This window comes from Streptomyces sp. NPDC048370 (assembly GCF_043200825.1).
Lineage (GTDB): Bacteria > Actinomycetota > Actinomycetes > Streptomycetales > Streptomycetaceae > Streptomyces.
In genome coordinates, this window is record NZ_JBICYI010000001.1 from 193,579 (window position 1) to 215,001 (window position 21,423).

General features: G+C 72.3%; 24 protein-coding genes. 5 read left to right on the forward strand and 19 right to left on the reverse strand.

Annotated elements, in window-relative coordinates; translation table 11 throughout:
- Nucleotides 1–81: 81 nt before the first annotated feature.
- Nucleotides 82–1,245, forward strand: coding sequence for an ABC transporter ATP-binding protein (locus ACGFYP_RS00810; RefSeq protein ID WP_393485131.1), 1,164 nt, complete (start codon nucleotides 82–84; stop codon nucleotides 1,243–1,245).
- A 16-nt stretch (nucleotides 1,246–1,261) separates the two neighbouring features.
- On the opposite strand, the gene ACGFYP_RS00815 is transcribed toward ACGFYP_RS00810, so the two are convergent.
- The 4 genes from ACGFYP_RS00815 to ACGFYP_RS00830 all read right to left on the reverse strand — a co-directional run bounded on the left by ACGFYP_RS00815 (nucleotide 1,262) and on the right by ACGFYP_RS00830 (nucleotide 4,078).
- On the reverse strand, nucleotides 1,262–2,206 hold the full coding sequence (locus tag ACGFYP_RS00815; RefSeq protein ID WP_393485988.1) for an ABC transporter substrate-binding protein: 945 nt from the start codon (nucleotides 2,204–2,206) through the stop codon (nucleotides 1,262–1,264).
- Between the two features lie 59 nt (nucleotides 2,207–2,265).
- Nucleotides 2,266–2,940, reverse strand: coding sequence for an ABC transporter permease (locus ACGFYP_RS00820; RefSeq protein ID WP_393485132.1), 675 nt, complete (start codon nucleotides 2,938–2,940; stop codon nucleotides 2,266–2,268).
- Nucleotides 2,937–3,617, reverse strand: a complete 681-nt coding sequence (locus tag ACGFYP_RS00825; protein WP_393485133.1) for an ABC transporter permease — start codon at nucleotides 3,615–3,617, stop codon at nucleotides 2,937–2,939. The genes ACGFYP_RS00820 and ACGFYP_RS00825 overlap by 4 nt, the downstream gene beginning before the upstream one ends.
- 221 nt (nucleotides 3,618–3,838) lie before the next feature.
- Complete coding sequence (locus tag ACGFYP_RS00830; RefSeq protein ID WP_361962128.1) at nucleotides 3,839–4,078, reverse strand: DUF6381 family protein; 240 nt, start codon at nucleotides 4,076–4,078, stop codon at nucleotides 3,839–3,841.
- Between the two features lie 122 nt (nucleotides 4,079–4,200).
- Here ACGFYP_RS00830 and ACGFYP_RS00835 point away from each other — a divergent pair, with 122 nt between their 5' ends.
- Nucleotides 4,201–4,674 (forward strand): hypothetical protein, encoded by a 474-nt coding sequence (locus ACGFYP_RS00835; protein WP_393485134.1) that lies wholly within the window; start codon nucleotides 4,201–4,203, stop codon nucleotides 4,672–4,674.
- Here the strand turns inward: ACGFYP_RS00835 and ACGFYP_RS00840 are convergent.
- The 13 genes from ACGFYP_RS00840 to ACGFYP_RS00900 all read right to left on the reverse strand — a co-directional run bounded on the left by ACGFYP_RS00840 (nucleotide 4,661) and on the right by ACGFYP_RS00900 (nucleotide 15,485).
- Nucleotides 4,661–5,053, reverse strand: coding sequence for a VOC family protein (locus ACGFYP_RS00840; RefSeq protein ID WP_393485135.1), 393 nt, complete (start codon nucleotides 5,051–5,053; stop codon nucleotides 4,661–4,663). The two genes, ACGFYP_RS00835 and ACGFYP_RS00840, sit on opposite strands and share 14 nt — an antisense overlap.
- Nucleotides 5,054–5,217: 164 nt before the next feature.
- On the reverse strand, nucleotides 5,218–6,048 hold the full coding sequence (gene nadE, locus ACGFYP_RS00845; protein ID WP_361962122.1) for an ammonia-dependent NAD(+) synthetase: 831 nt from the start codon (nucleotides 6,046–6,048) through the stop codon (nucleotides 5,218–5,220).
- 109 nt (nucleotides 6,049–6,157) lie between these two features.
- Nucleotides 6,158–7,072, reverse strand: a complete 915-nt coding sequence (locus ACGFYP_RS00850) for an amino acid ABC transporter permease (RefSeq protein WP_393485136.1) — start codon at nucleotides 7,070–7,072, stop codon at nucleotides 6,158–6,160.
- Nucleotides 7,069–7,734 carry an amino acid ABC transporter permease gene (locus ACGFYP_RS00855; protein ID WP_361962118.1) on the reverse strand — a complete coding sequence of 222 codons (666 nt, stop codon included), beginning with the start codon at nucleotides 7,732–7,734 and terminating at the stop codon, nucleotides 7,069–7,071. The genes ACGFYP_RS00850 and ACGFYP_RS00855 overlap by 4 nt, the downstream gene beginning before the upstream one ends.
- A 10-nt stretch (nucleotides 7,735–7,744) precedes the next feature.
- Nucleotides 7,745–8,587: a glutamate ABC transporter substrate-binding protein gene (locus ACGFYP_RS00860; protein WP_361962116.1), complete on the reverse strand. Its 843-nt coding sequence runs from the start codon at nucleotides 8,585–8,587 to the stop codon at nucleotides 7,745–7,747.
- 40 nt (nucleotides 8,588–8,627) lie between these two features.
- On the reverse strand, nucleotides 8,628–9,368 hold the full coding sequence (locus tag ACGFYP_RS00865; protein ID WP_393485137.1) for an amino acid ABC transporter ATP-binding protein: 741 nt from the start codon (nucleotides 9,366–9,368) through the stop codon (nucleotides 8,628–8,630).
- Nucleotides 9,369–9,570: 202 nt separating this feature from the next.
- A complete protein-coding gene (gene aroQ / locus ACGFYP_RS00870; RefSeq protein ID WP_393485138.1) occupies nucleotides 9,571–10,020 on the reverse strand; it encodes a type II 3-dehydroquinate dehydratase in 450 nt (149 codons plus the stop codon).
- Nucleotides 10,021–10,096: 76 nt separating this feature from the next.
- On the reverse strand, nucleotides 10,097–11,314 hold the full coding sequence (gene pcaD / locus ACGFYP_RS00875; protein ID WP_393485139.1) for a 3-oxoadipate enol-lactonase: 1,218 nt from the start codon (nucleotides 11,312–11,314) through the stop codon (nucleotides 10,097–10,099).
- Nucleotides 11,311–12,681: a 3-carboxy-cis,cis-muconate cycloisomerase gene (pcaB, locus tag ACGFYP_RS00880; protein WP_393485140.1), complete on the reverse strand. Its 1,371-nt coding sequence runs from the start codon at nucleotides 12,679–12,681 to the stop codon at nucleotides 11,311–11,313. The genes pcaD and pcaB overlap by 4 nt, the downstream gene beginning before the upstream one ends.
- Nucleotides 12,678–13,244 (reverse strand): protocatechuate 3,4-dioxygenase subunit alpha, encoded by a 567-nt coding sequence (pcaG, locus tag ACGFYP_RS00885; protein ID WP_393485141.1) that lies wholly within the window; start codon nucleotides 13,242–13,244, stop codon nucleotides 12,678–12,680. The genes pcaB and pcaG overlap by 4 nt, the downstream gene beginning before the upstream one ends.
- Nucleotides 13,241–14,020, reverse strand: coding sequence for a protocatechuate 3,4-dioxygenase subunit beta (gene pcaH / locus ACGFYP_RS00890; protein WP_393485142.1), 780 nt, complete (start codon nucleotides 14,018–14,020; stop codon nucleotides 13,241–13,243). Before pcaH ends, pcaG begins: the two co-directional genes overlap by 4 nt.
- 20 nt (nucleotides 14,021–14,040) lie before the next feature.
- Nucleotides 14,041–14,736 (reverse strand): CoA transferase subunit B, encoded by a 696-nt coding sequence (locus tag ACGFYP_RS00895; RefSeq protein WP_393485143.1) that lies wholly within the window; start codon nucleotides 14,734–14,736, stop codon nucleotides 14,041–14,043.
- Complete coding sequence (locus ACGFYP_RS00900; protein WP_393485144.1) at nucleotides 14,733–15,485, reverse strand: CoA transferase subunit A; 753 nt, start codon at nucleotides 15,483–15,485, stop codon at nucleotides 14,733–14,735. The genes ACGFYP_RS00895 and ACGFYP_RS00900 overlap by 4 nt, the downstream gene beginning before the upstream one ends.
- Nucleotides 15,486–15,631: 146 nt before the next feature.
- Between ACGFYP_RS00900 and ACGFYP_RS00905 the strand changes: the two genes are divergently transcribed.
- The gene (locus ACGFYP_RS00905; protein WP_393485145.1) at nucleotides 15,632–16,090 is read left to right on the forward strand and encodes a MarR family winged helix-turn-helix transcriptional regulator; all 459 of its coding nucleotides are present in this window, start codon (nucleotides 15,632–15,634) and stop codon (nucleotides 16,088–16,090) included.
- 26 nt (nucleotides 16,091–16,116) lie between these two features.
- Here ACGFYP_RS00905 and ACGFYP_RS00910 read toward each other — a convergent pair whose 3' ends face one another.
- Complete coding sequence (locus ACGFYP_RS00910) at nucleotides 16,117–17,814, reverse strand: IclR family transcriptional regulator C-terminal domain-containing protein (RefSeq protein WP_393485146.1); 1,698 nt, start codon at nucleotides 17,812–17,814, stop codon at nucleotides 16,117–16,119.
- Between the two features lie 161 nt (nucleotides 17,815–17,975).
- Between ACGFYP_RS00910 and ACGFYP_RS00915 the strand changes: the two genes are divergently transcribed.
- On the forward strand, nucleotides 17,976–19,166 hold the full coding sequence (locus ACGFYP_RS00915) for a 4-hydroxybenzoate 3-monooxygenase (RefSeq protein WP_393485147.1): 1,191 nt from the start codon (nucleotides 17,976–17,978) through the stop codon (nucleotides 19,164–19,166).
- A gap of 201 nt (nucleotides 19,167–19,367) precedes the next feature.
- Here the strand turns inward: ACGFYP_RS00915 and opcA are convergent, their stop codons facing one another.
- Nucleotides 19,368–20,291: a glucose-6-phosphate dehydrogenase assembly protein OpcA gene (opcA, locus tag ACGFYP_RS00920; RefSeq protein WP_361962096.1), complete on the reverse strand. Its 924-nt coding sequence runs from the start codon at nucleotides 20,289–20,291 to the stop codon at nucleotides 19,368–19,370.
- A gap of 202 nt (nucleotides 20,292–20,493) precedes the next feature.
- Here opcA and ACGFYP_RS00925 point away from each other — a divergent pair, with 202 nt between their 5' ends.
- Nucleotides 20,494–21,402 carry an oxidoreductase gene (locus ACGFYP_RS00925; protein ID WP_393485148.1) on the forward strand — a complete coding sequence of 303 codons (909 nt, stop codon included), beginning with the start codon at nucleotides 20,494–20,496 and terminating at the stop codon, nucleotides 21,400–21,402.
- The last annotated feature ends 21 nt before the right edge of the window (nucleotides 21,403–21,423 follow it).

The following is a 21,423-nucleotide window of genomic DNA, read 5'->3' on the forward strand; positions in this document are numbered from 1 at the left end:
CCGTACGGCGCGGAATCCGGAGGCTCCCCGACTGGTCCCCGCCCCCGTGCGACAGGGCTCCGCGCCTCCTAGCGTGGATCCATGATCCGGTTCGAGCAGGTCAGCAAGGTGTACCCGGACGGCACGACCGCGGTCGACGGCCTGACCTTCGAGGTCTCCGAGGGCGAACTGGTCACCCTGGTCGGTCCGTCCGGCTGCGGCAAGACGACCACGATGATGATGGTCAACCGGCTGATCGAGCCGACCTCCGGCCGGATCCTGGTCGACGGGAAGGACATCGCCTCGGTCGACCCGGTCAAGCTGCGCAGGAGCATCGGCTCCGTGATCCAGCAGGTCGGGCTCTTCCCCCACCGGACGATCCTCGACAACACCGCGACCGTGCCCGCGCTGATCGGCTGGAAGAAGGCGAAGGCCCGGGACCGCGCGGCCGAACTGCTCGACCTGGTCGGCCTCGACCCCAAGACGTACGGCTCGCGCTATCCGTCCCAGCTCTCCGGCGGGCAGCGCCAGCGGGTCGGCGTGGCCCGCGCGCTCGCCGCCGACCCGCCCGTCCTCCTGATGGACGAACCCTTCGGCGCGGTCGACCCGGTGGTCCGCGAGCGGCTGCAGAACGAGTTCCTGAACCTCCAGGCCACCGTCCGCAAGACCGTCCTCCTGGTGACCCACGACATCGAGGAGGCCGTCCGGATGGGCGACCGGATCGCCGTGTACGGGCAGGGCCGCATCGAGCAGCTCGACACCCCGGCGGCCGTGCTCGGCACGCCCGCCACGCCGTACGTCGCCCAGTTCGTCGGCGCCGACCGGGGGCTGAAGCGGCTCTCGGTCACCACGATCGAACCGGACGACCTGGAGCAGCCGCCGGTCGCCCGCCTCGACGAACCGGCCTCGGACGCGGCGGCCCGGCTGCGCGCCGACGGGGCCCGCTGGGCGGTCGTGCTCGGCGCCGACGGCGATCTGCACGGCTGGGTGGCCGCCGAGGCCCTCTCGCTCGCCGGCCAGGAGGGCACGGTCGGCGACCTGGCCCGCCGCATGGAGGCCTGGGTTCCGGTCGGCGCCCCGCTGAAGCACGCGTTCAGCGAGATGCTCCAGCACGACGCGGGCTGGGTGGCCGTCCTCGACGGCACGCGCTTCCTCGGCGTCCTCACCCCGGCGAAGCTCCACGAGGCCCTCCGCCGCTCGGTGGACGCGGACGCGCAGGGCGTGGCGCGGGACGAGGTGGACTTCGACTCGGTCGCCGACGCGTGAGGCGGCCGGGTGGGGCCTAGTCGGCGGGGATGAGCTTCTCCTGCTGGAGGTAGGTGCGCGCGACGTCCTCGGGTAGTCGGCGCCAGCTGTCCACCTGTTCGTTCATGTTCGCCAGATCGGCCGTGGTCAGGACCGAGTTGAGGCGGTCGAGGGCCTTCGTCACGCCCTCGCTCCCGGCGCGGGAGCGGTTGACGACGGGGACGATGTAGTCGGCGTTCTGGAGGTTCTTGTCGTCGGCGAGCAGCACCAGGCCGAATTCGTCGAGGGTGGCGTCGGTCGTCGTCGTCAGGACCATCTGGTCCTGCCCGCTCTGCACGGCCTGCTTGGCCGGCGTGGTGCCGACGCCCTTCGGGTCGACGGCGGTGATGTCGATCCCGTACGTCTCCCGCAGCCCTGGTGCGCAGTACGGCCGCTGCACGCACTCGTCGCCCGCCGCGAGCCGGACGGGCAGCTTCGCCGCGCCCAGGTCGCTCAGGGTCGTGAGCCCGTGCTCGGTGGCGTACGCGTCGGTGACCGCGAAGGCGTTCTGGTCGACGGCCCGGCCCGGGTCGAGGACGGTCAGCCCCCGGGGCGTGGCGAGCCCGCGCAGCGCGGTCATCGTGGCGGCCAGGTCGGGCGAGCCGACGGTCGGCGCCTTTGGCCCGTTGACCTTGGCGTTCAGCCAGTCCGCGAAGGTGGCCGCGTACTCCGGTACGACGTCGATCTGGCCGCTCTCCAGGGCCGGTTCGTAGATCTCGCGGTTGGTGACCGAGAGGATCTTCGTGCTGTAGCCGGCCTCTTCGAGGAGCGCCGCGTACATCTGGGCCAGCAGGTCGCTCTCCGTGAAACCCGCCGAGCCGATGGTGAGATGGCGGCTGTCGCCGGGCGGAGCGGTGACCTCGCCCTGGGTCTCCAGGGAGGGTCCCGTGGTGCAGCCGGCGAGGACGAACAGCGCCACCGCGGCGGCCACCACGGTCGCCATCGCCGAAGCCACCGCCGTCGCCACCGCCCGCCGCGCCCCGATCAGGTCCTCCCCCGCCCTCATCCCGTACTCCCCCGCGCCCAGGCCGGGGCGAGCCGCTGGGCACCCTCGAAGACGCCCTCGACGACCAGCGCGAAGAGGGCGACGAGCACCGCGCCCGCGACGACCTGCGGGGTGGAGGCGAGGTTGAACCCTGCGGTGATGATCCGGCCGAGGCCCCCGCCGCCCGCGAGCGCCGCGACGGTCGCGGTGGCCACGAGCTGCACGGCGGCGATCCGGACCCCGGTGAGGATCAGCGGCAGCGCGAGCGGCAGCTCCACCCCGAGGAGCATCTGCCGGCCGGTCATGCCCATCCCTCGCGCGGCCCGTACGACATCGGCGTCGACGCCGCGCATCCCGACGTACGCGTTGGTGAGCAGCGGAGGGACCGCGAACAGGACGAGCGCGATGATCGTCGGCCAGTCCCCGTACGTGCCGATCGGGCTGAGCAGCAGCAGGACGAGGACGGCGAAGGTGGGCACGGCACGGCCGATGTTGGAGAGGTTGACGGCGAGCGCCCCGCCCTTGCCGAGGTGGCCGAGGACCAGGGCCACCGGCAGCGCGACGGCGCAGCTCAGGGCGAGGCAGACGACGGTCAGGAAGAGGTGCTCGGCGAGGCGGTTCCAGACGCCGTTGTCCCCGGACCAGTTGGCGGAGGTGGTGAGCCAGTCCCAGGTGGCGGAGAGGGTGTTCACGCGGCCTGCCTCCGGGTCCAGGGCGTGAGCAGTCGCTGCAGACCGAGCAGGAGCAGGTCGGCGGCGATCGCGATGATCACGCAGAGGACGGAGGCGGTGAGGACCTGTGCCTTGAAGTAGGTGTTCATCCCGGAGTAGATGAGGTTGCCGAGACCGCCGAACCCGACGATCGCGCCGATGGTGACGAGGGAGACGGCGGAGACGGTGGCGATGCGCAGCCCGGCCATCGCGGCGGGGAGCGCGAGCGGCAGTTCGACGGTGAGCAGCAGCCGGACGGGGCCGTAGCCCATGCCGCGCGCGGCCTGCCGGGTGTCCTCGGGTACGGCGCGGAGTCCGGCCAGAATGTTCCGTACGAGGAGGGTGAGCGAGTACAGCACGAGCCCCGCGATGACGATGGAGGCGCTGAGTCCGTAGACCGGCAGGAGCAGCGAGAACATCGCGAGGGACGGGATCGTGTAGAGGATCGTGGTGATCCCGAGGACGGGCCCTGCGGCCCAGCGCCAGCGGCGGGCGGCGACGGCCAGCGGGACGGCGAAGAGCAGCCCGATGACGACCGAGAGCACGGTCAGCTGGAGGTGCTGGAGGACGGCGTCGCCGAGGATCTCGCTCCGGGAGGACAGATAGTCGCCGCAGATCCATTCGTTGCGCGCGAGGCAGTCGTCGGGAGGCGCGGTCATCCCCCCATTCCAGGCGGGGGGCCGGGGCGGCGCACGCCGGGTCGGGCCGTTCGGGGGTGGTGGCATCACGCCGAGAGCCGCGTGGTCACACTCAAGGCGTGCCCACACTCAAGGTCGCGTGCTCAGACCCAAGGCCGCGCCCTCAGGCTCAAGGCCGCGTCCTCCACGCCCGGAGCGATGGCATCACCCTGGCGCCACCGTCCGCAGCGGACGCGCAGCCGTCACCCGGGGTACCTCTCGTGCTGGTCGTCGGGCCAGGGTTCGTGCTCCTCGCGCAGTACCTGCTCGCTGCGTTCCTTGAGGCGCTCGCCCTGCTCACGCAGCCGGGCCGCCTCCTCGGGGTCGCCGCTCCGCCGTGCCCGCTGCAGCAGGTTCTCGGCCTTGTCGCGCTCGTACTGGGCGTGGGCGTGGGCCGCCTCGCCCTCCCGTCGCCTGTCGTTCCGTCCACTACCGCCGTCCATGGCGCACCTCCTCGGCGCGCGGCTTCCCGCACCGCGCGGACGGAAACCCGGCCCATGACCCGGCGACAGGATGGCACCACGCAACGATTGCTTTGGCGCCAAAGCGGTGCCATCATGGCGTCATGGATCTGGCGCCCTATGTCGACAACCTCCGCCACGAGCTCGCGGCCGCCGCGGCCACCGGCGGCGAGGAGGCCCGCGAACTCGCCGAGCGGCTCACCGCGCCTCTGGAGTCGGCCGCGCGCCTCACGGTGCTGAACACCCTCTCCGCCGCCATGGACGAGATCACCGGCGAGCTGGCGCCCGCCTCCGTCCACGTGCGCATGCGAGGCCTCGACCCCGAGTTCGTCGTGACACCGGGACCGTTCGCAGCCGCCGACGTACGGGCGCCCGCGCCGACCCCGGCGCCGGTACCGGCCCGCGTGCCAGCCGACGGGGACGACGCGGCCACCGCGCGCGTGAACTTCCGGCTTCCGGCCCCTCTGAAGACCCGGGTGGAGGAGGCCGCCGGACACGAGGGCCTCTCGGCCAACGCCTGGCTCGTACGGGCCGTCACCGCCGCGCTCCGACCTGCGGGGTCCCCTACTCCTGAATGATGGACAGCACGTTGCCCGCCGGGTCGGTGAACCAGGCGATCGCCATCGGGCTGTGGGTGTCCGGGCCCTTCACGATGCCCTTGGCGTCGTGCTCGAAATCCGGGTAGCGCTCGAAGGAGACGCCCCGCTTCGTCAGCTCGTCGACGGCGACCTCGATGTCGTCGACGGGGAAGTTCAGGATCGTGAAGGACGCGGGCGTGTGGTTGTCCTTGGGGTAGACGAAGACGTTCGCGCCGCTCCCGAGCTTGATCGTCAGCATCCGCATCTCCCCCTCTCCGGTGTCCTCCACCTGCAGGCCCAGGGTGTCGCCGTAGAACTGGCGCGCTTTGTCGAGATCGTCGACCGAGAAGCCGCTGAACGCCTTCGACTGTCCGAACATTCCGTTGTCTCCTTCGCGTGTGCCGTTCGGGGAATCCGAGGGGCACACCCAGCGGACCACCATCCGGACGCCCAGCACGCGGGCTCGCGTCCGGATGGTCGCCGCCCGTCACTCTCAGGGAGCTCAGGGGCGGGAGCCGAGGGAGCTCAGAAGGCCGGGAGTGCTCAGGGAGCGATCGGCAGCCGACGCTTGTGGTCGGTGAGCCGGTAGCGCCGGACGATCGAGGTGAAGGCGGCCTCCGCGACCGGCTTGCCCTCCAGGAAGTCGTCGATGTCGTCGTACGTGACGCCCAGCGCGTCCTCGTCGGGCTTGCCCGGGTCGAGGGTCTCCAGGTCGGCCGTCGGGGTCTTCCACACCAGCTCGGCAGGGGCTCCCAGGGCCTCGGCGCAGGCCCGCACGCGGCGCTTGGTCAGGCCGGTCAGCGGGACGACGTCGGCCGCGCCGTCGCCGTACTTGGTGAAGAAGCCGGAGACCGCCTCGGCCGCGTGGTCGGTGCCGACGACCAGGCCGTCGTGGGCGCCCGCGACGGCGTACTGCGCGATCATGCGCTGGCGAGCCTTGATGTTGCCCTGGACGAAGTCCTGGTGGTGGGCGTCCCGGAAGGACACCCCGCCGGCGAGGGCGGCGTCGAGGGCGGCGTCGCTCGACGGCCTGATGTCCACGGTGAGGACCCGGTCGGCGGCGATGAAGCCCAGGGCGAGCTGGGCGTCCTTCTCGTCGGCCTGGACGCCGTAGGGCAGCCGCATGGCGTAGAAGGTGGCGTCGTGGCCGGCCGCCCTGGCCCGCTCCACGGCGAGCTGGCAGAGCCGTCCCGCGGTCGTGGAATCCACGCCTCCGCTGATCCCGAGGACCAGGCTGCGCAGCCCGGTGGAGGTGAGGCGCTCGGTGAGGAAGGCCACCCGGCGTTCGATCTCGACCAGCGGGTCGAAGGTCGGGGACACCTCGAGTTCCTCGGCGATCTGCTGCTGCAGGGCGGTGGACGCCGCGTCGGTCACGTCAAGCTCCTCGGGTGGTCGGCGGTTCGAGAACGCCAGGTCGACTGGGTGGGTCGACTCTATGCGGCCGGTCCCCGGACGCCGAAACGCGCCCGCCCCGGCAGGGGCGTCACTTCTCCGGGCCGCTCGGCCCGAGGTGCTCGCCGGGCCGGGCGAGCTCCTCCACCGCGTCGGCGCCGACGACGGCTCCCGTCGACTTCTTCGCCCGCCGCAGCCGGCGCTCCAGCCAGCCGGCGAAGGTGGTGAGCGCGAAGTTGAGGATGACGAAGATGACGGCGACGACGGTGAAGCTCGCGATGGTGTTGGCGCCGTAGTTCGCGCTCATCGGGCGTACGGAGGCGAGGAGCTCGGAGAAGCCGAGCATCGCGCCGCCGAGCGCGGTGTCCTTGACGATGACGACCAGCTGGCTGACGAGCGCCGGGAGCATCGCGGTGACCGACTGGGGCAGCAGCACATTGGCCATGGTCTGGCCCTTGCGCATGCCGATGGCCTTGGCCGCGTCGGTCTGGCCGCTGGGCAGGGAGAGGATCCCGGCCCTGACCACCTCGGCGAGGACCGAGGCGTTGTAGAGGACGAGGCCCGTGACGACGGCGTACAGCGGCCGGTTCTCGGGGCTGACGTCGGTGAACTCGGAGTACGCGGCGTTGGCGAAGAGCATCAGGATGAGGACGGGGATCGCGCGGAAGAACTCCACCACCGTCCCGGCGACGCCCCGCACCCAGCGGTGGTCGGAGAGCCGGCCGATGCCGAGGAGCGCGCCGAGGGGCAGGGCGATGACCATGGAGAGCGCGGCGGCGATCAGGGTGTTCTCCAGGGCGGGCAGGAGGTACGTGGTCCAGACCCGGGAGTCGGTGACGAACGGCTCCCACTTGTCCGCCTCCAGCTGGTCCTTGTCGGCGAGGCTCACCAGGACCCACCAGATCACCGCGGCGACGGCGATCAGGAACAGCAGCGTGTAGAGCACGTTCCGGCGCTTCGCGCGCGGTCCCGGGACGTCGTAGAGGACGGTGGGGCGCTCCTTCATCGTTTCACCGCCACCTTCTTGCTCAGCCAGCCGAGGAAGAGCCCGGTGGGGAGGGTGAGACAGATGAAGCCGCCGGCGAAGATCACCGAGATGAGGATCAGCTGCGCCTCGTTCTCGATCATCTCCCGCATCAGCAGGGCGGCCTCGGCGACGCCGATGGCGGCGGCGACGGTGGTGTTCTTGGTGAGGGCGATCAGGACGTTGGCCAGCGGCCCCACCACGGAACGGAAGGCCTGCGGGAGCACGATGAGGCGCAGGATCTGGGGGAAGTTCAGCCCGATCGCGCGGGCGGCCTCGACCTGGCCGAGGGGGACGGTGTTGATGCCCGAGCGCAGCGCCTCGCAGACGAAGGCGGAGGTGTAGGCGATCAGTCCGAGGACGGCGAGCCGGAAGTTGATCGTGGTGAAGTCCTTGGCGCCCATGTCGACGCCGAGGGTCTGGAAGAGGCCGAGCGAGGTGAAGACGATGATGACGGTCAGCGGGATGTTGCGGACGATGTTGACGTAGACGGTGCCGAAGCCCCGCATCAGGGGGACGGGGCTGACGCGCATGGCGGCCAGCAGCGTCCCCCAGATCAGGGAGCCGATCGCGGAGTAGACGGTGAGCTGCACCGTCACCCAGAACGCTCCCAGCAGGTCGTAGCCTTCGAGGAAGTCGAACACGGCGGCCCACTCACTTCACGACGACGCCGATCTCCGGTGCGGGTTCGTTCTGGTACTCGGCCGGGCCGAAGTTCTTCTTCACGGCCGCGTCCCAGGAGCCGTCCGCGACCATCTTCTCCAGGGCGTCGTTGATCTGTTCCTTCAGTTCGCTGCCCTTCTGGACTCCGATGCCGTAGTTCTCGTTGCTCATCTCGAAGCCGCCGAGCTTGAACTTGCCCTCGAACTCGGGTTGCGAGGCGTAGCCGGCGAGGATCGAGTCGTCGGTGGTCAGGGCGTCGATGACGCCGTTCTCCAGGCCGGTCAGGCACTCGGAGTACCCGCCGTACTCCTGGAGCTGGGCCTGCGGCGCGATCTTGGTCTTGACGTTCTGCGCGGACGTGGAGCCGGTGACCGAGCAGAGCTTCTTGTTGTTGAGGTCCTCGGGCTTGTTGATCGAGTTGTCGTCCGCGCGGATCAGTACGTCCTGGTGGGCCAGGAGGTACGGTCCGGCGAAGTCGACCTTCGCCGCCCGCTCGTCGTTGATCGAGTACGAGGCCGCGATGAAGTCGACGTCACCGCGCTGCAGCAGCGTCTCCCGGTCGGCGCTCTTGGCCTCCTTCCACTCGATGTCACCGGGATCGTGGCCGAGCTGCTTGGCCACGTAGGTCGCCACGTCGACGTCGAAGCCGGTGTACGTGCCGTCCGGCGTCTTCAGGCCCACGCCGGGCTGGTCAAACTTGATGCCGACGGTGATCTTTTCGTCGCCGGAGCCCGAGCCGCTGCTCCCGTCGTCGCCGCAGGCGGCCAGGGAGAAGGAGAGGGCGAGCGCGGCGGCCGCGGCGACGCCGGCCTTGGTGAGCTTGCGAGGGTTCATGGGGTCACCCCTGGGGCTGCTGGACTCCGGACGGCCGCGGTCAGTGGTGCAGGATCTTCGAGAGGAAGTCCTTGGCGCGGTCGCTGCTGGGATTGCTGAAGAACTGCTCGGGTGTCGTCTCCTCCACGATCCGGCCGTCGGCCATGAAGACCACGCGGTTGGCGGCCGAACGGGCGAAGCCCATCTCGTGGGTGACGACGACCATGGTCATTCCGTCGCGGGCGAGCTGCTGCATGACCTCCAGAACCTCGTTGATCATCTCGGGGTCGAGGGCGGAGGTCGGTTCGTCGAAGAGCATCACCTTCGGGTCCATGGCCAGCGCCCGGGCGATCGCGACGCGCTGCTGCTGGCCGCCGGAGAGTTGGGCGGGGTACTTGTCGGCCTGGCTCGCGACCCCGACCCGGTCGAGCAGCTGCCTGGCCCGCTCCTCGGCGGCCTTCTTGTCCTTCTTGCGGACCTTGATCTGGCCGAGGGTGACGTTCTCGAGCACGGTCTTGTGCGCGAAGAGGTTGAAGGACTGGAACACCATGCCGACGTCGGCGCGGAGCGCGGCGAGCTCACGGCCCTCGGCGGGCAGCGGCTTGCCGTCGATGACGATCTCGCCGGAGTCGATGGTCTCCAGCCGGTTGATGGCCCGGCAGAGGGTCGACTTCCCGCCGCCGGACGGGCCGATGACGACGACGACCTCGCCCCGCCCGACGGTCAGGTCGATGGACTGGAGCACATGAAGAGCGCCGAAGTGCTTGTCGACGTTCTTCAGTACGACGAGCGCGTCGGGCATGGCAGCCTCCTGTCGCCGCCCCGCGGCCACCCTCCTCACGTTCATGCTCCGCCCTCGGGGGGTCCCCCGCACGCCGGGCGCCCGCCGTGCGGGCCGAGCCCGTCATGAAAACGGTTTCCCCTGTCGGTCCGAGGTCGGTACGTGGTCGGTCCGAGGTCGGTCCGTGGCCGGTCCGTGGCCGGTCCGTGGCGGCTGTCCGCTGTCAGTCCGTGGTGGTCAGACGGGCGAGGTGGGTGAGGGCGAGGGCGTAGCCGTGGGCGCCTGCTCCGCAGATCACCGCGTCGGCGACACCGGAGACGTAACTGTGGTGCCGGAACTCCTCGCGCCGGTGGATGTTCGAGAGGTGCACCTCGACGACGGGCAGTCCGACGGCGGCGAGGGCGTCGCGCAGGGCGACGGAGGTGTGGCTGTATCCGGCGGGGTTGATGACGATGCCCCGGTGGGCGGTACGGGCTTCCTGGACGGCGTCGATGAGGACGCCCTCGTGGTTGGACTGCCGGAAGTCGACGCGGAGGCCCAGTCGCTCGCCGGTGTCGTGGCAGAGCCGCTCGATCGTGTCGAGCGTGTCCGTCCCGTAGATCGCGGGCTCGCGCAGGCCCAGGAGGTTGAGGTTGGGCCCGTTGAGGACGAGGACGGGGGCGGGGGTCTCCATGGCGTGGCTCCTCTTGTACGAACTGGTGGGTTCAGTACATCGGACACGGAGGCCCGTCGAGGCAACCGGACCGCCGTCACTCCCCCGCTTCATCCACCGATCGCGGCTCTTCCGTCGACCGCGGTTCGTCCGTCGCCTGCGGCTCGTCCGTGGGCGGAGGCTCCTCCGCGAGGACGCGCTGTGCCACGGCGAAGGCCGCGTTGGCCGCCGGTACGCCGCAGTAGACCGCGGTCTGGAGCAGGACGGCTCCGATCTCCTCGGGCGTGAGGCCGTTGCGGCGGGCCGCCCGGACGTGCAGCGCCAGTTCGTCCAGGTGGCCGTGGGCCACAAGGGCGGTGAGGGTGACCATGCTCCGCTCGCGCCGGGACAGGGTGGGATCGGTCCAGATCTCGCCCCAGGCGTAGCGGGAGATGAAGTCCTGGAACGGGGCCGTGAAGGCCGTCTGACGTGCCTGCGCGCGGTCCACGTGGGCATCGCCGAGGACCTGCCGGCGGACCTCCATGCCCCGCTTCCCGGCGCCGTCGCCGAGGTGGTCGCGCAGCGCGGCGAGGACGGCCTCGGGGCGTTCGGCCGGTGCCAGGTGGGAGGCGCCCGGGATCTCGGTGAGGGCGGCGCCGGGAATCGCGTCCGCGATCTCGCGGGCGTGGGCGGGCGGGGTCGCCGGGTCCTCGCGTCCGGCGAGGACCAGCGTGGGCGCGGTGATCGCCGCGATCCGGTCCCGCAGGTCGAAGGCGGCGAGCGCGTCGCAGCAGGCGGCGTACGCGTCGGGGTCTGCGCCGCGGTGATCCGCCACGAGCGCGGGCACGGTGAAGCCGGGGGTGAACCAGCGGGTGTGGGCGCTCGCGGCCAGCGCGGCGAGCCCGTCGAGGCGCACGGTCGCCGCCCGCTCCTCCCACGACGCGGAGCCGCCGAAGTGGGCGGAGGAGCAGACGACCGCGAGCCGTTCCACCCGCTCGGGGTGGTGGGCGGCGAGGTGCAGACCGACCGCGCCGCCGAGCGAGACCCCGGCGTACGAGAACCGGTGGGCACCGAGCGCGTCGGCGAGGTCGAGGACGAGTCGGGCCAGGTCGGCGACGGTCGCTCCGGGGCCGATGAGGGAGGCCGGGGAGCCGCCGTGGCCGGGCAGGTCCCAGCGGACGACCCGGTGCGTGGCCGACAGTTCGGGCGCGACGGCGTCCCAGAGGGCGGTGGAGGTGCCGAGCGAGGGGCCGAGGACGAGGACGGGCGCGGTGGCCGGTCCCTCGACGCGGTGGTGCAGCCCTGCGTACGGCGGCGGGGTGGTGGTGGTGGTCACGGTCGCTCCAGGGCGCGGTCGGTCAGGGCTCCGGCGGAGCCGGTGTAGCGGGTGGGGTCGGTGAGCTCGCGGAGGTCGACGCCCTTCACCTCGGGTACGTCGGCGAGCAGTTCCTCCAGCGAGCGCCCCTCCGCGCGGGTGCGCCGGGCGAGTTCGGTGAGGAGTTCCTTCGCCCGGGAGCGGCCGACGAGGGGTGCGAGGGCGGCGGACAGCCGCTCCGAGACGATCAACCCGCCGGTCAGGTCGAGGTGGTGACGCATCACGTCGGCATGGGCCCGGAGCCCCTCGGCCAGTTCGGCGGTGTCCCGGGCCGCGCCGCCGACGAGGCGGAGCAGCTCGCGCAGCGGCTCCCACTCGGCGTGCCACGCGCCGGCGGGCCGTTCGTCCTCGGCGGCCAGGGAGCCGTACAGCGTGGCGGCGAGGTACGGGGCGCGGCGGCCGGCCGAGGCGACGAGCGTGGCGCGCACGGGGTTCGCCTTGTGCGGCATGGCGGAGGAGCCGCCGCCCGCCCCTTCGGTGACCTCGCCGATCTCGGTGCGGGAGAGGGTCAGGACGTCCACGGCGGTCTTGCCGAGCGCCCCGGCCGTGAAGGCGAGGGCACCGGCGAGGTCGGCGATCGGCGTACGCAGGGTGTGCCAGGGCAGCACGGGAACGGCGAGGCCGGTCTCCCGCGCGTAGGCCGCCACGAGCCGCTCGGCACTCCCCTCCGCCCCGTCGCCGTATGCGCCGAAGGCGGCCAAGGTCCCTGCTGCGCCGCCGAGTTGGGCGGGCAGGGAGTCCCGCACCGTACGGATCCGGTCGCGCGCGTCGAGGGCGAGCGCGCGCCAGCCGGCCGCCTTGAGGCCGAAGGTGGTGGGCACGGCGTGCTGGGTGAGGGTACGGCCGGGCATGACCGTGTCCCGGTGGGTGGCGGCAAGCGCGGCAAGGGCCCGACCGGTGCGGTCGAGGTCGCGCAGGATCAGGTCGAGTGTGCGGCGCGCGACCAGCATCGTCGCCGTGTCCATCATGTCCTGGCTGGTCGCACCCCGGTGGACGTACGCGCGCCACTCCTCGGGCACGGCGGCCGTCAGGTCGGCGACGAGCGGGATGACGGGGTTGCCGCAGGACCGGGCGCGCAGGGCCACGTCCCTGGCGTCGAACCGGGTGGTGACGGTGGCGGCCGTGACCGCTTCGGCGGCTGCGGCGGGGGCCTGCCCGACGGCGGCCTGGGCGCGGGTGAGAGCCGCCTCCGCGTCGAGCAGCGCCCGCAGGAACGCGGCGTCGGCGGTCGCGACCTCGGCCGGGGAGCCCGCCCGCCCGGGCGCGAGGAGGCCCACGTCGGTGAGTTCGGGGTCCACGGAGTCGGGGTCGGCGGGCTGGGAGGTCATGTGAACTCCAGGAAGACCGTCTCGCCCTCGCCCTGCAGCCGTATGTCGAAGCGGTACGTCCGCGGCGCCGCCCGCTCGTCGGGCGTGGCCAGGAGCGTGGCCCGGCGCTCGGCCGGCAGCGCGTCGAGCAGCGGGTCGGCGCCGTCCCGCAGATAGGCCCGGGTGAAGAGGTGGCGGAGCAGCCCCCGCGCGAAGACGCAGACGCTGATGTACGGCAGGCCCGCGTTGCCGGGTGGCAGTGTGGCGAGCGCGTAATGGCCGTCGGCGTCGGTGGGGACGCGCCCGAAACCGGTGAAGTCGGTTGTGCTGCGGCCGAGATGGCCGCCGGTGACCGGGTCGCGGCGCAGCGATCCGGGCGCGCCCGCGAGGGAGCCGTCGGGGGCGGCCTGCCAGAAGTCGAGGAGCGCGTCGGGGACGGGGGCGCCCTCGCCGTCGTGGACGTGGCCGTGCAGGACGATCCGGTCCGGGTGGCCCTCGGGTGCGATGCGGTCGCCGTCGGGGAAGGGCAGGGCGTAGCCGTAGAACGGGCCGACGGTGTGGGAGGGGGTCGGGAGCGGCGTCATCGCGGTCGACGTCCTTCTTCGATCCAGGTGGCGGAGGGTCCGTCGAGCACGATGTCCCAGGCGTAGCCGAGGGAGAACTCGGGCCGCGAGAGCGCGTGGTCGTAGCGGGCGACGAGCCGTTCGCGGGCCGCCGGGTCGGTGACCGAGCGCAGGATCGGGTCGTGGGCGAAGAGCGGGTCGCCGGGGAAGTACATCTGCGTCACGAGCCGTTGGGTGAACGCCGTGCCGAAGACGGAGAAGTGGATGTGGGCCGGGCGCCAGGCGTTGGTGTGGTTGCGCCACGGATAGGCGCCCGGCCTGACGGTGGTGAAGGTGTAGCGGCCCTCGTCGTCGGTGAGGGTGCGGCCGACGCCCGTGAAGTTCGGGTCGAGCGGCGCCGGGTGCTGGTCGCGCAGATGGGCGTACCGTCCGGAGGCGTTGGCCTGCCACAGCTCGATGAGCTGGCCGCGCACCGGGCGGCCCGCCCGGTCGAGGAGGCGTCCCGAGACGGTGATGCGCTCGCCGAGGGGCTCGCCCGCGTGCTGCCGGGTGAGGTCGTTGTCGATCTCGGTGACGTCGGTGGGTCCGAAGACGGGTCCGGAGAGTTCCACCGTCTCCGGGTCGCCGCCGTTCAAGGCCACGAGCGGCTGACGGGGATGGCGAAGGAGGGAGCTGCGGTACGGGGCGTAGTCGCGGGCCGGGTGGGTGCGGGGTGCGGCGCCGGCGGCCAACTCCTTGTCGTAGGAGGCCTGGTGACGTTCCATCTCGGTGTCGATGTCCGACTGGGTGAGGGCCATGGGGGCTCCCGGGGTATGGGTCAGTGGGCGGGGGCGTCGAGGGACCGGGCAGCCCCTGGGGAACGGAGCCCGGGGGCGAGGCTGATCGGCGCGGCGGTCCTGGCGAGGATGTCGGCGGGGTCGACGCCGGGGGCGGTCTCGGTGAGGACGAGACCGTCGTCGGTGACGTCGAGGACGCCGAGGTCGGTGACGATCAGGTCGACGCAGCCCCGGCCGGTGAGCGGCAGGGTGCACTCCTCGACGATCTTCGGGGTGCCGTCCTTGGCGGTGTGGGTCATGACGACGATGACGGTCCGGGCGCCGTGGACGAGGTCCATCGCCCCTCCGATGCCGGTGACGAGCTTGCCCGGTACGGCCCAGTTGGCGAGGTCCCCGCCGGCGGAGACCTGCATGGCACCGAGCACGGCGACGTCGATGTGACCGCCGCGGATCATCCCGAAGGAGAGCGCGGAGTCGAAGTAGGAGGCACCGGGCAGGACCGTGACAGTCTCCTTGCTCGCGTTGACGAGGTCGGGGTCGACCTCGTCCTCGGTGGGGAACGGGCCGGTGCCGAGGATGCCGTTCTCGGATTCGAGGACCACCTCGACCCCTTCGGGGAGGTGGTTGGGGATCAGGGTCGGAAGTCCGATGCCCAGGTTGACGTACTGACCGTCCGTCAGTTCCCGCGCGGCGCGGGCGGCCATCTGTTCGCGGGTCCAGCCCGTCACCGGCCTCATCGGGTGGTCCTCTTCTCTATCCCTTTGTGCGCGGCCTGTTCGGGCGTCAGGGCCACGACCCGTTGGACGAACACGCCGGGGACATGGACGGCGTCGGGGTCGATCCCGCCGGGTTCGACCAGCTCCTCGACCTCGGCGATCGTGACCTTCCCCGCCATCGCCGCGAGGGGGTTGAAGTTCCGGGCCGCCTTGTTGAAGACGAGGTTGCCGTGGCGGTCGCCGCGCGCGGCGCGGACGAGGGCGAAGTCGGTGCGGATGCCGTGCTCGAGGACGTACGCGACGCCGTCGAACTCCCGCACCTCCTTCGGCGGAGAGGCGAGGGCGACGCCGCCTTCGCCGTCGTAGCGCCAGGGCAGTCCTCCGTCGGCGACCTGGGTGCCCACGCCCGCGGGCGTGTAGAAGGCGGGGATGCCACAGCCCCCGGCCCGCAGCCGCTCGGCGAGCGTCCCCTGCGGGATCAGTTCGACCTCCAGCTCGCCACCCAGGTACTGCCGTGCGAACTCCTTGTTGGCGCCGATGTACGAGCCCGTGACGCGTGCGATGCGCCCGGCGGAGAGGAGGACGGCGAGGCCGGAGTCCATGGCACCGCAGTTGTTCGACACGACCCGAAGCCCTTCGACTCCGCGCCGGTGGACGGCGTCGATCAGGACGTTCGGCACACCGCTGAGGCCGAAGCCGCCCACGGCGAGCGACACCCCGTCCCCGACGTCGGCCACCGCCTCGGCGGCACTGGGGACCACCTTGTCCATACGAGCCTCCCATTTAGTCAGTGCACTGAGTATCTGGCGGGGATCCGGCGAGCGTCAAGAGCGGCCTTGCGTTGCCCGAGGCGGCCGAAGTGAGCGCGTATCGTTCCGTACACCGACGAATTCGCACCGGACACGGGAGGCAGACGATGGCCGCGGTGGACCTGACCACCCATCCCGGGCACCTGGCCCGGCGGCTCCAGCAGGCGCACCACCTGCTGTGGACGACGATGGTCTCGGAGGAGATCACCTCCCCGCAGTTCGGCGTCCTCAACGCGCTCACCGCCGAGCCGGGACTCGACCAGCGGACCGTGGGCGAGCGGGTGGGCCTTGACCGCTCGACCATCGCAGAGGTCGTCAGCCGGCTCACCCGCCGGGAGCTGCTCGACAAGGTCCGCGACCCCGAGGACGGCCGGCGGTTCCTGCTGCGGCTCACGGAGGAGGGCCGGCGGACGCACCGCAGGCTGACGGTGCGGACGGCGCGGATGAACCAGGTCTTCCTCGCCCCGCTGTCGGCCGAGGAGCAGACCCAGTTCATGAGCCTGCTGCTACGCGTCTCGGACGCGGCGGAGCGCCTACGGGACCCGGCGGAACCGCTGGCGTCCTGACGGGCGGCGGGGCAGGGGCCGGCCGCTCAGACCTCCGGTACGCGGGCGAAACGCCCCGCCGTGCGTAGGTCGGCCTCGATGCGGGCGACTGCCGCGCGCAGCTCGGGCAGGACCTCGCCGACGCACTCCTCGACGGTACGGCGGCTGCTGTGCATGGCCACGTTGACGGCGGCCACGACGACCCCCGTGCGGTCGCGCACGGGCGCGGCGATCGAGCGGAGGCCCTGCTCCAGCTCCTCGTCGACGAGGGCGTACCCCTGCTCCCGTACCCGCTCCAGGACGGCGGCGAGCTCCGGGCCCGAGGTGAGGGTGTGCGGGGTGAGGGCGCGCGGCTCGACGTCCGCGAGCCAGGCGGCGCGCGCCTCGGGCTGCAGGTCGGCGAGCATGACCCGGCCGAGCGAGGTGGCGTGGGCGGGGAAGCGGGTGCCGACGGTGATGTGGACGCTCATGATCCGACGGGTGGCGACCCGGGCGGTGTAGCGGACGTCGTGGCCGGCGAGGACGGCGAGGGACGCGGAGTCGTGGACGCGCCGGGAGAGTTCGGCCAGGTGCGGCGCGGCGATCTGCGGGAGCGGCAGCCGGGAGAGGTACGGGAAGCCGAGCGCGAGGACCTGGGGGGTGAGCCGGAAGAGCCGCCCCTGGACGGCGACGTACCCGAGGTGCTCAAGGGTGATCAGCGCCCGCCGCGCGGTGGCCCGCGCGAGTCCGGTGGCCTCGGCGACGGCGCTCAGGGTCAACACGGGCCGCCCCTCCCCGAACGCCGTGAGGACGGTCAGCCCACGGGCGAGCGACTCGACGAATCCCCGCCCGAGCTCCTGCTTCGAGGCATGGGTCCAGTCGGCGAGCCCGCCGGCGGGGCCTGCGGGCGGCGCTTGGTTCGCCGCGCGCGCCGGCGACTCCCCCCGTGTCTCCCATTCGGCCGTCGCGGCGCGCAGCCGCGGCAGGACCGCCTCGCAGAGGGAGTCGGCGGTGTGGCGGCTGGTGTGGCTGACCACGCTCGCCACGCAGGCGACGGCGCCGTCGGTGTCCCGTACGGGGAGGGCGAGGGCGACCAGGCCGGGTTCGATGAGCTGGTCGTCCAGGGCCCAGCCGCGCTCGGCGGCCCGTGCCACGCGCGCGGCGAACGCCGCCTCGTCAGGAGCCGCGCCGGCCGGCACGGCGGGGAAGGCGGTGTTGCGGGGGTCGGCGGCCCGGCGGGCCCGCCAGCGCTCCCAGTCCGCCGCCGTCCAGTCGGCGGCGAACAGCGCCCCCGGGGCGGTCCGTTCGGCCGGCAGCGGGTCGCCGATGCGGAAGCTGAGGGACATCGCGCGCCGCCGGGTCGCCTGGTGGACGAAGCGGATGCCGTCGCCGTCGGCGACCGCGAGCGAGACCGACTCGTCCAGCTCGTCGGCGAGCGCGTCGGCGGGGCCGCCGAGCAGCCCGGGGATCCCGAGGGCCGCCAAGTAGGCGTTGCCGAGCTCCATCAGGCGGGGTGCGAGGAAGACGTCACGGCCGTCGAGGCGTACGTAATCCATGCGGGCGAGCGTGCCGGTCACCCGGTCGACGGTGGAGCGGGCCAGGCCGGTGGTGCGCTCCAGATCGCTCAGGCTGAGGACGCCGTCCGCGTCGGTGAGCCGGCGGAGCACCATGAGCCCGCGCATCAGCGGCGCGACGGCCTCCGGCGGCACCCCGCCCGGCTCCCCACCCGACGCCTCGACGGCGGGCGCGTTCTCGATCGGCGGCATGAACTCTCCCTGGACGGGTCTCACTGAACGAGTCTCACTGAACGGGTCTCGCTGGACGGATCTCACTGAACGGATCTCGCCGTTGACAGGCGGGCACGGCGGACGCACACTCACCCCACTCTGAGGTGAAGTTTTCTTCACTATACGAACATGGAGGCCAGATGCACACCACCGTCGGCATCGTCGGCGGCGGCCCCGCCGGGCTGCTGCTCGCCCGTCTGCTGCACGGCGCCGGCATCGACAGCGTGGTCCTGGAGTCCCGCGACCGCGCCTACGTCGAGCAGCGGCAGCGCGCCGGGATCCTTGAGCAGGCCACCGTCGACGCCCTGCGCGCAGCCGGGGCGGGGGCCCGCCTCGACGCCGAGGGGATCCCCCACGACGGCATCGAGCTCCGCTTCGGGGGCCGGGCCCACCGGGTCGACTTCCCCTCGCTCACCGACGGCCGCCGGGTCTGGGTGTACGCCCAGACCGAGGTGGTGAAGGATCTGATAGCCCTTCAACTCGCCGACGGCGGACCGCTGTCGTTCGGGGCGGAGGTGCGCTCGGTGGAGGGCGTCGACACGGACCACCCGGTGATCCGGTATCTGCACGAGGGGCGCGAGAAGACCCTGACGTGCGACTACGTGGTCGGCTGCGACGGCTTCCACGGGGTCGCCCGGACGGCCGTCCCGGAGCGTGAGCGGACGACGTACGAGCGGACGTACCCGTACTCCTGGCTCGGCATCCTCGCCGAAGCACCGCCCGTGTACGAAGAGTTGATCTACGCCCACTCCGAGCGGGGCTTCGCGCTGGCCAGCATGCGCTCCCCCGCCGTGAGCCGGCTCTACCTCCAGGTGGAGAACGGCACCGACCCGGCCGACTGGTCCGACGAGCGGATCTGGGACGAGCTCGACGCCCGTTTCGCGCTCGCGGACGCCCCCGAGTGGCGGCTGAAGCGCGGCCGGATCACGCAGAAGTCGGTGCTGCCGATGCGGAGTTCGGTGACCGAGCCGATGCGGTACGGGCGGCTGTTCCTCGCCGGGGACGCGGCGCACATCGTGCCGCCGACCGGCGCGAAGGGACTCAACCTGGCCGCCGCCGATGTGATCGTCCTGGCGCGGGCCTTCGCCCACCGCGCGACCACGGGCTCGACGGAGCTGCTCGACGCGTACTCCGACACGTGCCTGCGCCGCGTCTGGCGCGCCGAGCACTTCTCGTCCTTCATGACGACGACGCTGCACAGCGCCCCCGAGCGGTCCGGCTTCGACACCCGGCTGCAGCTCTCCCAGCTGGAGCGCATCGCGGACTCCCCGCACGCGGCCGCCGAACTGGCCCAGAACTACGTGGGGTTGCCGATCGACACCACGATCTGAGCAGGCACCGCTACGCCACCGGCGTCCGAGCGGAGACCGCTAGGGCCTCTCGTTTGGATCAGGCCGGATCAGGGAGCGGGGTCTGGTGCGTGCGATCGCAAGGCGGAGGAGGGAGCCAACGCGGAGCGTTGGCGACCGACGACAACGCGGCGAGCGTGCGTGCCAGGGCCCGCGAGCCCGGCATGATCCAAACGAAAGGCCCTAGGCCACCGGCGTCCGAGTCGTCCGCAGGGCCGAGGCGTACGCCTCGTCGGGGTCGAGCCTGCGCAGCTCCTCGGCGATCAGCTCGGCCGTCGTACGGACCTTCAGGGCGAGGACCCGGTTGGGCTGGCCGGGGATGGACAGCCGCGCGACCGGGCCCTCGGGGCGGTCGATCCGGATCTCGCCGTCCGGCGTACCGAGGCGCACGGCGGTGACGACCGGCCCGTCCGAGGCCACCCGCTCGACCGGGACCCGTAGCCGGTCCTCGAACCAGCGGGCGAGCAGTTCGGCGCTCGGGTTGTCCGGTTCGCTCTCCACGGCGGCCGAGACGACCGTCGTGCGGGCCTGGTCGAGGGCGGCGGCGAGCATCGAGCGCCACGGGGTGAGCCGGGTCCACGCGAGATCGGTGTCGCCGGGGGCGTAGGAGGCGGCTCGGGCGTCGAGCGCGGCCAGCGGGTCCTCGACGGCGTACGCGTCGGTGATGCGGCGCTGGGCGAGTGAGCCGAGCGGGTCCGTGGACGGCACCTCGGGGGCGTCGACCGGCCACCAGACGACGACGGGGGCGTCGGGGAGCAGCAGCGGGAGGACCACGGAGTCGGCGCGGGCGCCCAGTTCGCCGTACATCCGGAGGAGGACGGTCTCTCCGGACCCGGCGTCGCTGCCGACGCGGACCTCCGCGTCGAGGCGGGCCTCGTTGCGCCGCCGGGGCGAACGGTCGTGCCTCTTGATGACGACGAGCGTCCGGGACGGGTGCTCGCGGGACGCCTCGTTGGCGGCCTTCAGCGCGTCGTAGGTGTTCTCCTCGTCGGTGACGATGACGAGGGTGAGCACCATGCCGACGGTGGGCGTGCCCACGTCCCTGCGGCCCTGGACGATCGCTTTGTTGATCTTGCTGGATGTGGTGTCCGTGAGATCGATCTTCATGGCCCGCGCCCGTTCCCTCCGTCGCGTGCGATCACCCTGGCCTGTCCCCACGAGCCTACGCGGGCGGCGACGTTCCCGCTGGCGCAGCCCCGTACGGGCCCCGGTCTCCGAAGCCCGGCGTCGGCGAGCGACTCCACGGCGGCCGGCATCCGGCTCCACGGCGGCTGGCGTCCGGGACCCGCGTCGGGAGATCATCCCTGGCATGACCACGGAAACGATCACCGCCGCCGCCTCGGGCACCTGGACGCTCGGAGACCTCACGGTCAACCGGATCGGTTTCGGCGCGATGCGCCTGCCGCAGACGGGAGAGGCCCTCGTCGAGGACGCGGTGCCACGCGACCGGGGCCAGGCCGTCGCCGTACTGCGCCGGGCGGTCGAACTCGGCGTGAACCACATCGACACCGCCGCGTTCTACTTCTCTCCCCTTCGCTCCGCCAATGAGCTGATCAACCGCGCCCTCGCCCCCTACGGGGACGACCTGGTCATCGCCACCAAGGTCGGTCCTGGCCGTGACCCGTGGGGCCGTTGGCTGCCGCACGCGACGGCGGAGCAGCTGCGCGGCCAGGTGGAGGAGAACCTGCGCCAACTCGGCCGCGACCACCTGGACGTGGTGAACCTGCGCGTCGTCGGCACCGACTCCGTCGCCGAGCGGTTCGGGGCGCTGGCCGAGCTCCGCCAGGCGGGGCTCATCCGCCACCTGGGCCTCTCCAACGTCCAGCCGCACCAGGTGGCGGAGGCCCGCGCGATCGCCCCGGTGGTCTGCGTGCAGAACCCGTACGGGATCGGGGTGCGCCCCCATCACGACGCCTTCGTCCGCGAGTGCGGCGAGCAGGGCATCGCCTTCGTGCCGTTCTACTCGATCGCCGGTACGGGCGGCGAGAGCGGCGCGACCGGTGGCGCGGACGACGAGGTGCTCGCCGTGGCCCGGGCGCACGGGGCGAGCCCGGCACAGGTCCGGCTCGCGTGGACGCTGCACCGGGGCCCGCACCTGCTCGCCATCCCCGGGACCGGCGACCCGGAGCACCTGGTGGCCAACGTCGCGGCGGGCGCACTGCGCCTCACCGAGGACGAACTGGCGTCCCTGGACACCCTGCACCGGCGAGGCGCGTAGGCCTCGGATCCGAGCGGGCAC

Coding starts and splice junctions, on each gene's coding strand:
- pcaH (WP_393485142.1), bottom strand. CDS start 14,020: ATGGCCCTCACCCAGTCGGACATCGACACCGAGATGGAACGTCACCAG.
- ACGFYP_RS00810 (WP_393485131.1), top strand. CDS start 82: ATGATCCGGTTCGAGCAGGTCAGCAAGGTGTACCCGGACGGCACGACC.
- ACGFYP_RS00840 (WP_393485135.1), bottom strand. CDS start 5,053: ATGTTCGGACAGTCGAAGGCGTTCAGCGGCTTCTCGGTCGACGATCTC.
- opcA (WP_361962096.1), bottom strand. CDS start 20,291: ATGAAGATCGATCTCACGGACACCACATCCAGCAAGATCAACAAAGCG.
- ACGFYP_RS00910 (WP_393485146.1), bottom strand. CDS start 17,814: ATGCCGCCGATCGAGAACGCGCCCGCCGTCGAGGCGTCGGGTGGGGAG.
- ACGFYP_RS00835 (WP_393485134.1), top strand. CDS start 4,201: ATGGATCTGGCGCCCTATGTCGACAACCTCCGCCACGAGCTCGCGGCC.
- ACGFYP_RS00895 (WP_393485143.1), bottom strand. CDS start 14,736: ATGAGGCCGGTGACGGGCTGGACCCGCGAACAGATGGCCGCCCGCGCC.
- ACGFYP_RS00925 (WP_393485148.1), top strand. CDS start 20,494: ATGACCACGGAAACGATCACCGCCGCCGCCTCGGGCACCTGGACGCTC.
- ACGFYP_RS00900 (WP_393485144.1), bottom strand. CDS start 15,485: ATGGACAAGGTGGTCCCCAGTGCCGCCGAGGCGGTGGCCGACGTCGGG.
- ACGFYP_RS00815 (WP_393485988.1), bottom strand. CDS start 2,206: ATGGCGACCGTGGTGGCCGCCGCGGTGGCGCTGTTCGTCCTCGCCGGC.
- ACGFYP_RS00825 (WP_393485133.1), bottom strand. CDS start 3,617: ATGACCGCGCCTCCCGACGACTGCCTCGCGCGCAACGAATGGATCTGC.
- ACGFYP_RS00915 (WP_393485147.1), top strand. CDS start 17,976: ATGCACACCACCGTCGGCATCGTCGGCGGCGGCCCCGCCGGGCTGCTG.
- pcaG (WP_393485141.1), bottom strand. CDS start 13,244: ATGACGCCGCTCCCGACCCCCTCCCACACCGTCGGCCCGTTCTACGGC.
- ACGFYP_RS00830 (WP_361962128.1), bottom strand. CDS start 4,078: ATGGACGGCGGTAGTGGACGGAACGACAGGCGACGGGAGGGCGAGGCG.
- ACGFYP_RS00850 (WP_393485136.1), bottom strand. CDS start 7,072: ATGAAGGAGCGCCCCACCGTCCTCTACGACGTCCCGGGACCGCGCGCG.
- ACGFYP_RS00865 (WP_393485137.1), bottom strand. CDS start 9,368: ATGCCCGACGCGCTCGTCGTACTGAAGAACGTCGACAAGCACTTCGGC.
- ACGFYP_RS00905 (WP_393485145.1), top strand. CDS start 15,632: ATGGCCGCGGTGGACCTGACCACCCATCCCGGGCACCTGGCCCGGCGG.
- aroQ (WP_393485138.1), bottom strand. CDS start 10,020: ATGGAGACCCCCGCCCCCGTCCTCGTCCTCAACGGGCCCAACCTCAAC.
- ACGFYP_RS00860 (WP_361962116.1), bottom strand. CDS start 8,587: ATGAACCCTCGCAAGCTCACCAAGGCCGGCGTCGCCGCGGCCGCCGCG.
- pcaB (WP_393485140.1), bottom strand. CDS start 12,681: ATGACCTCCCAGCCCGCCGACCCCGACTCCGTGGACCCCGAACTCACC.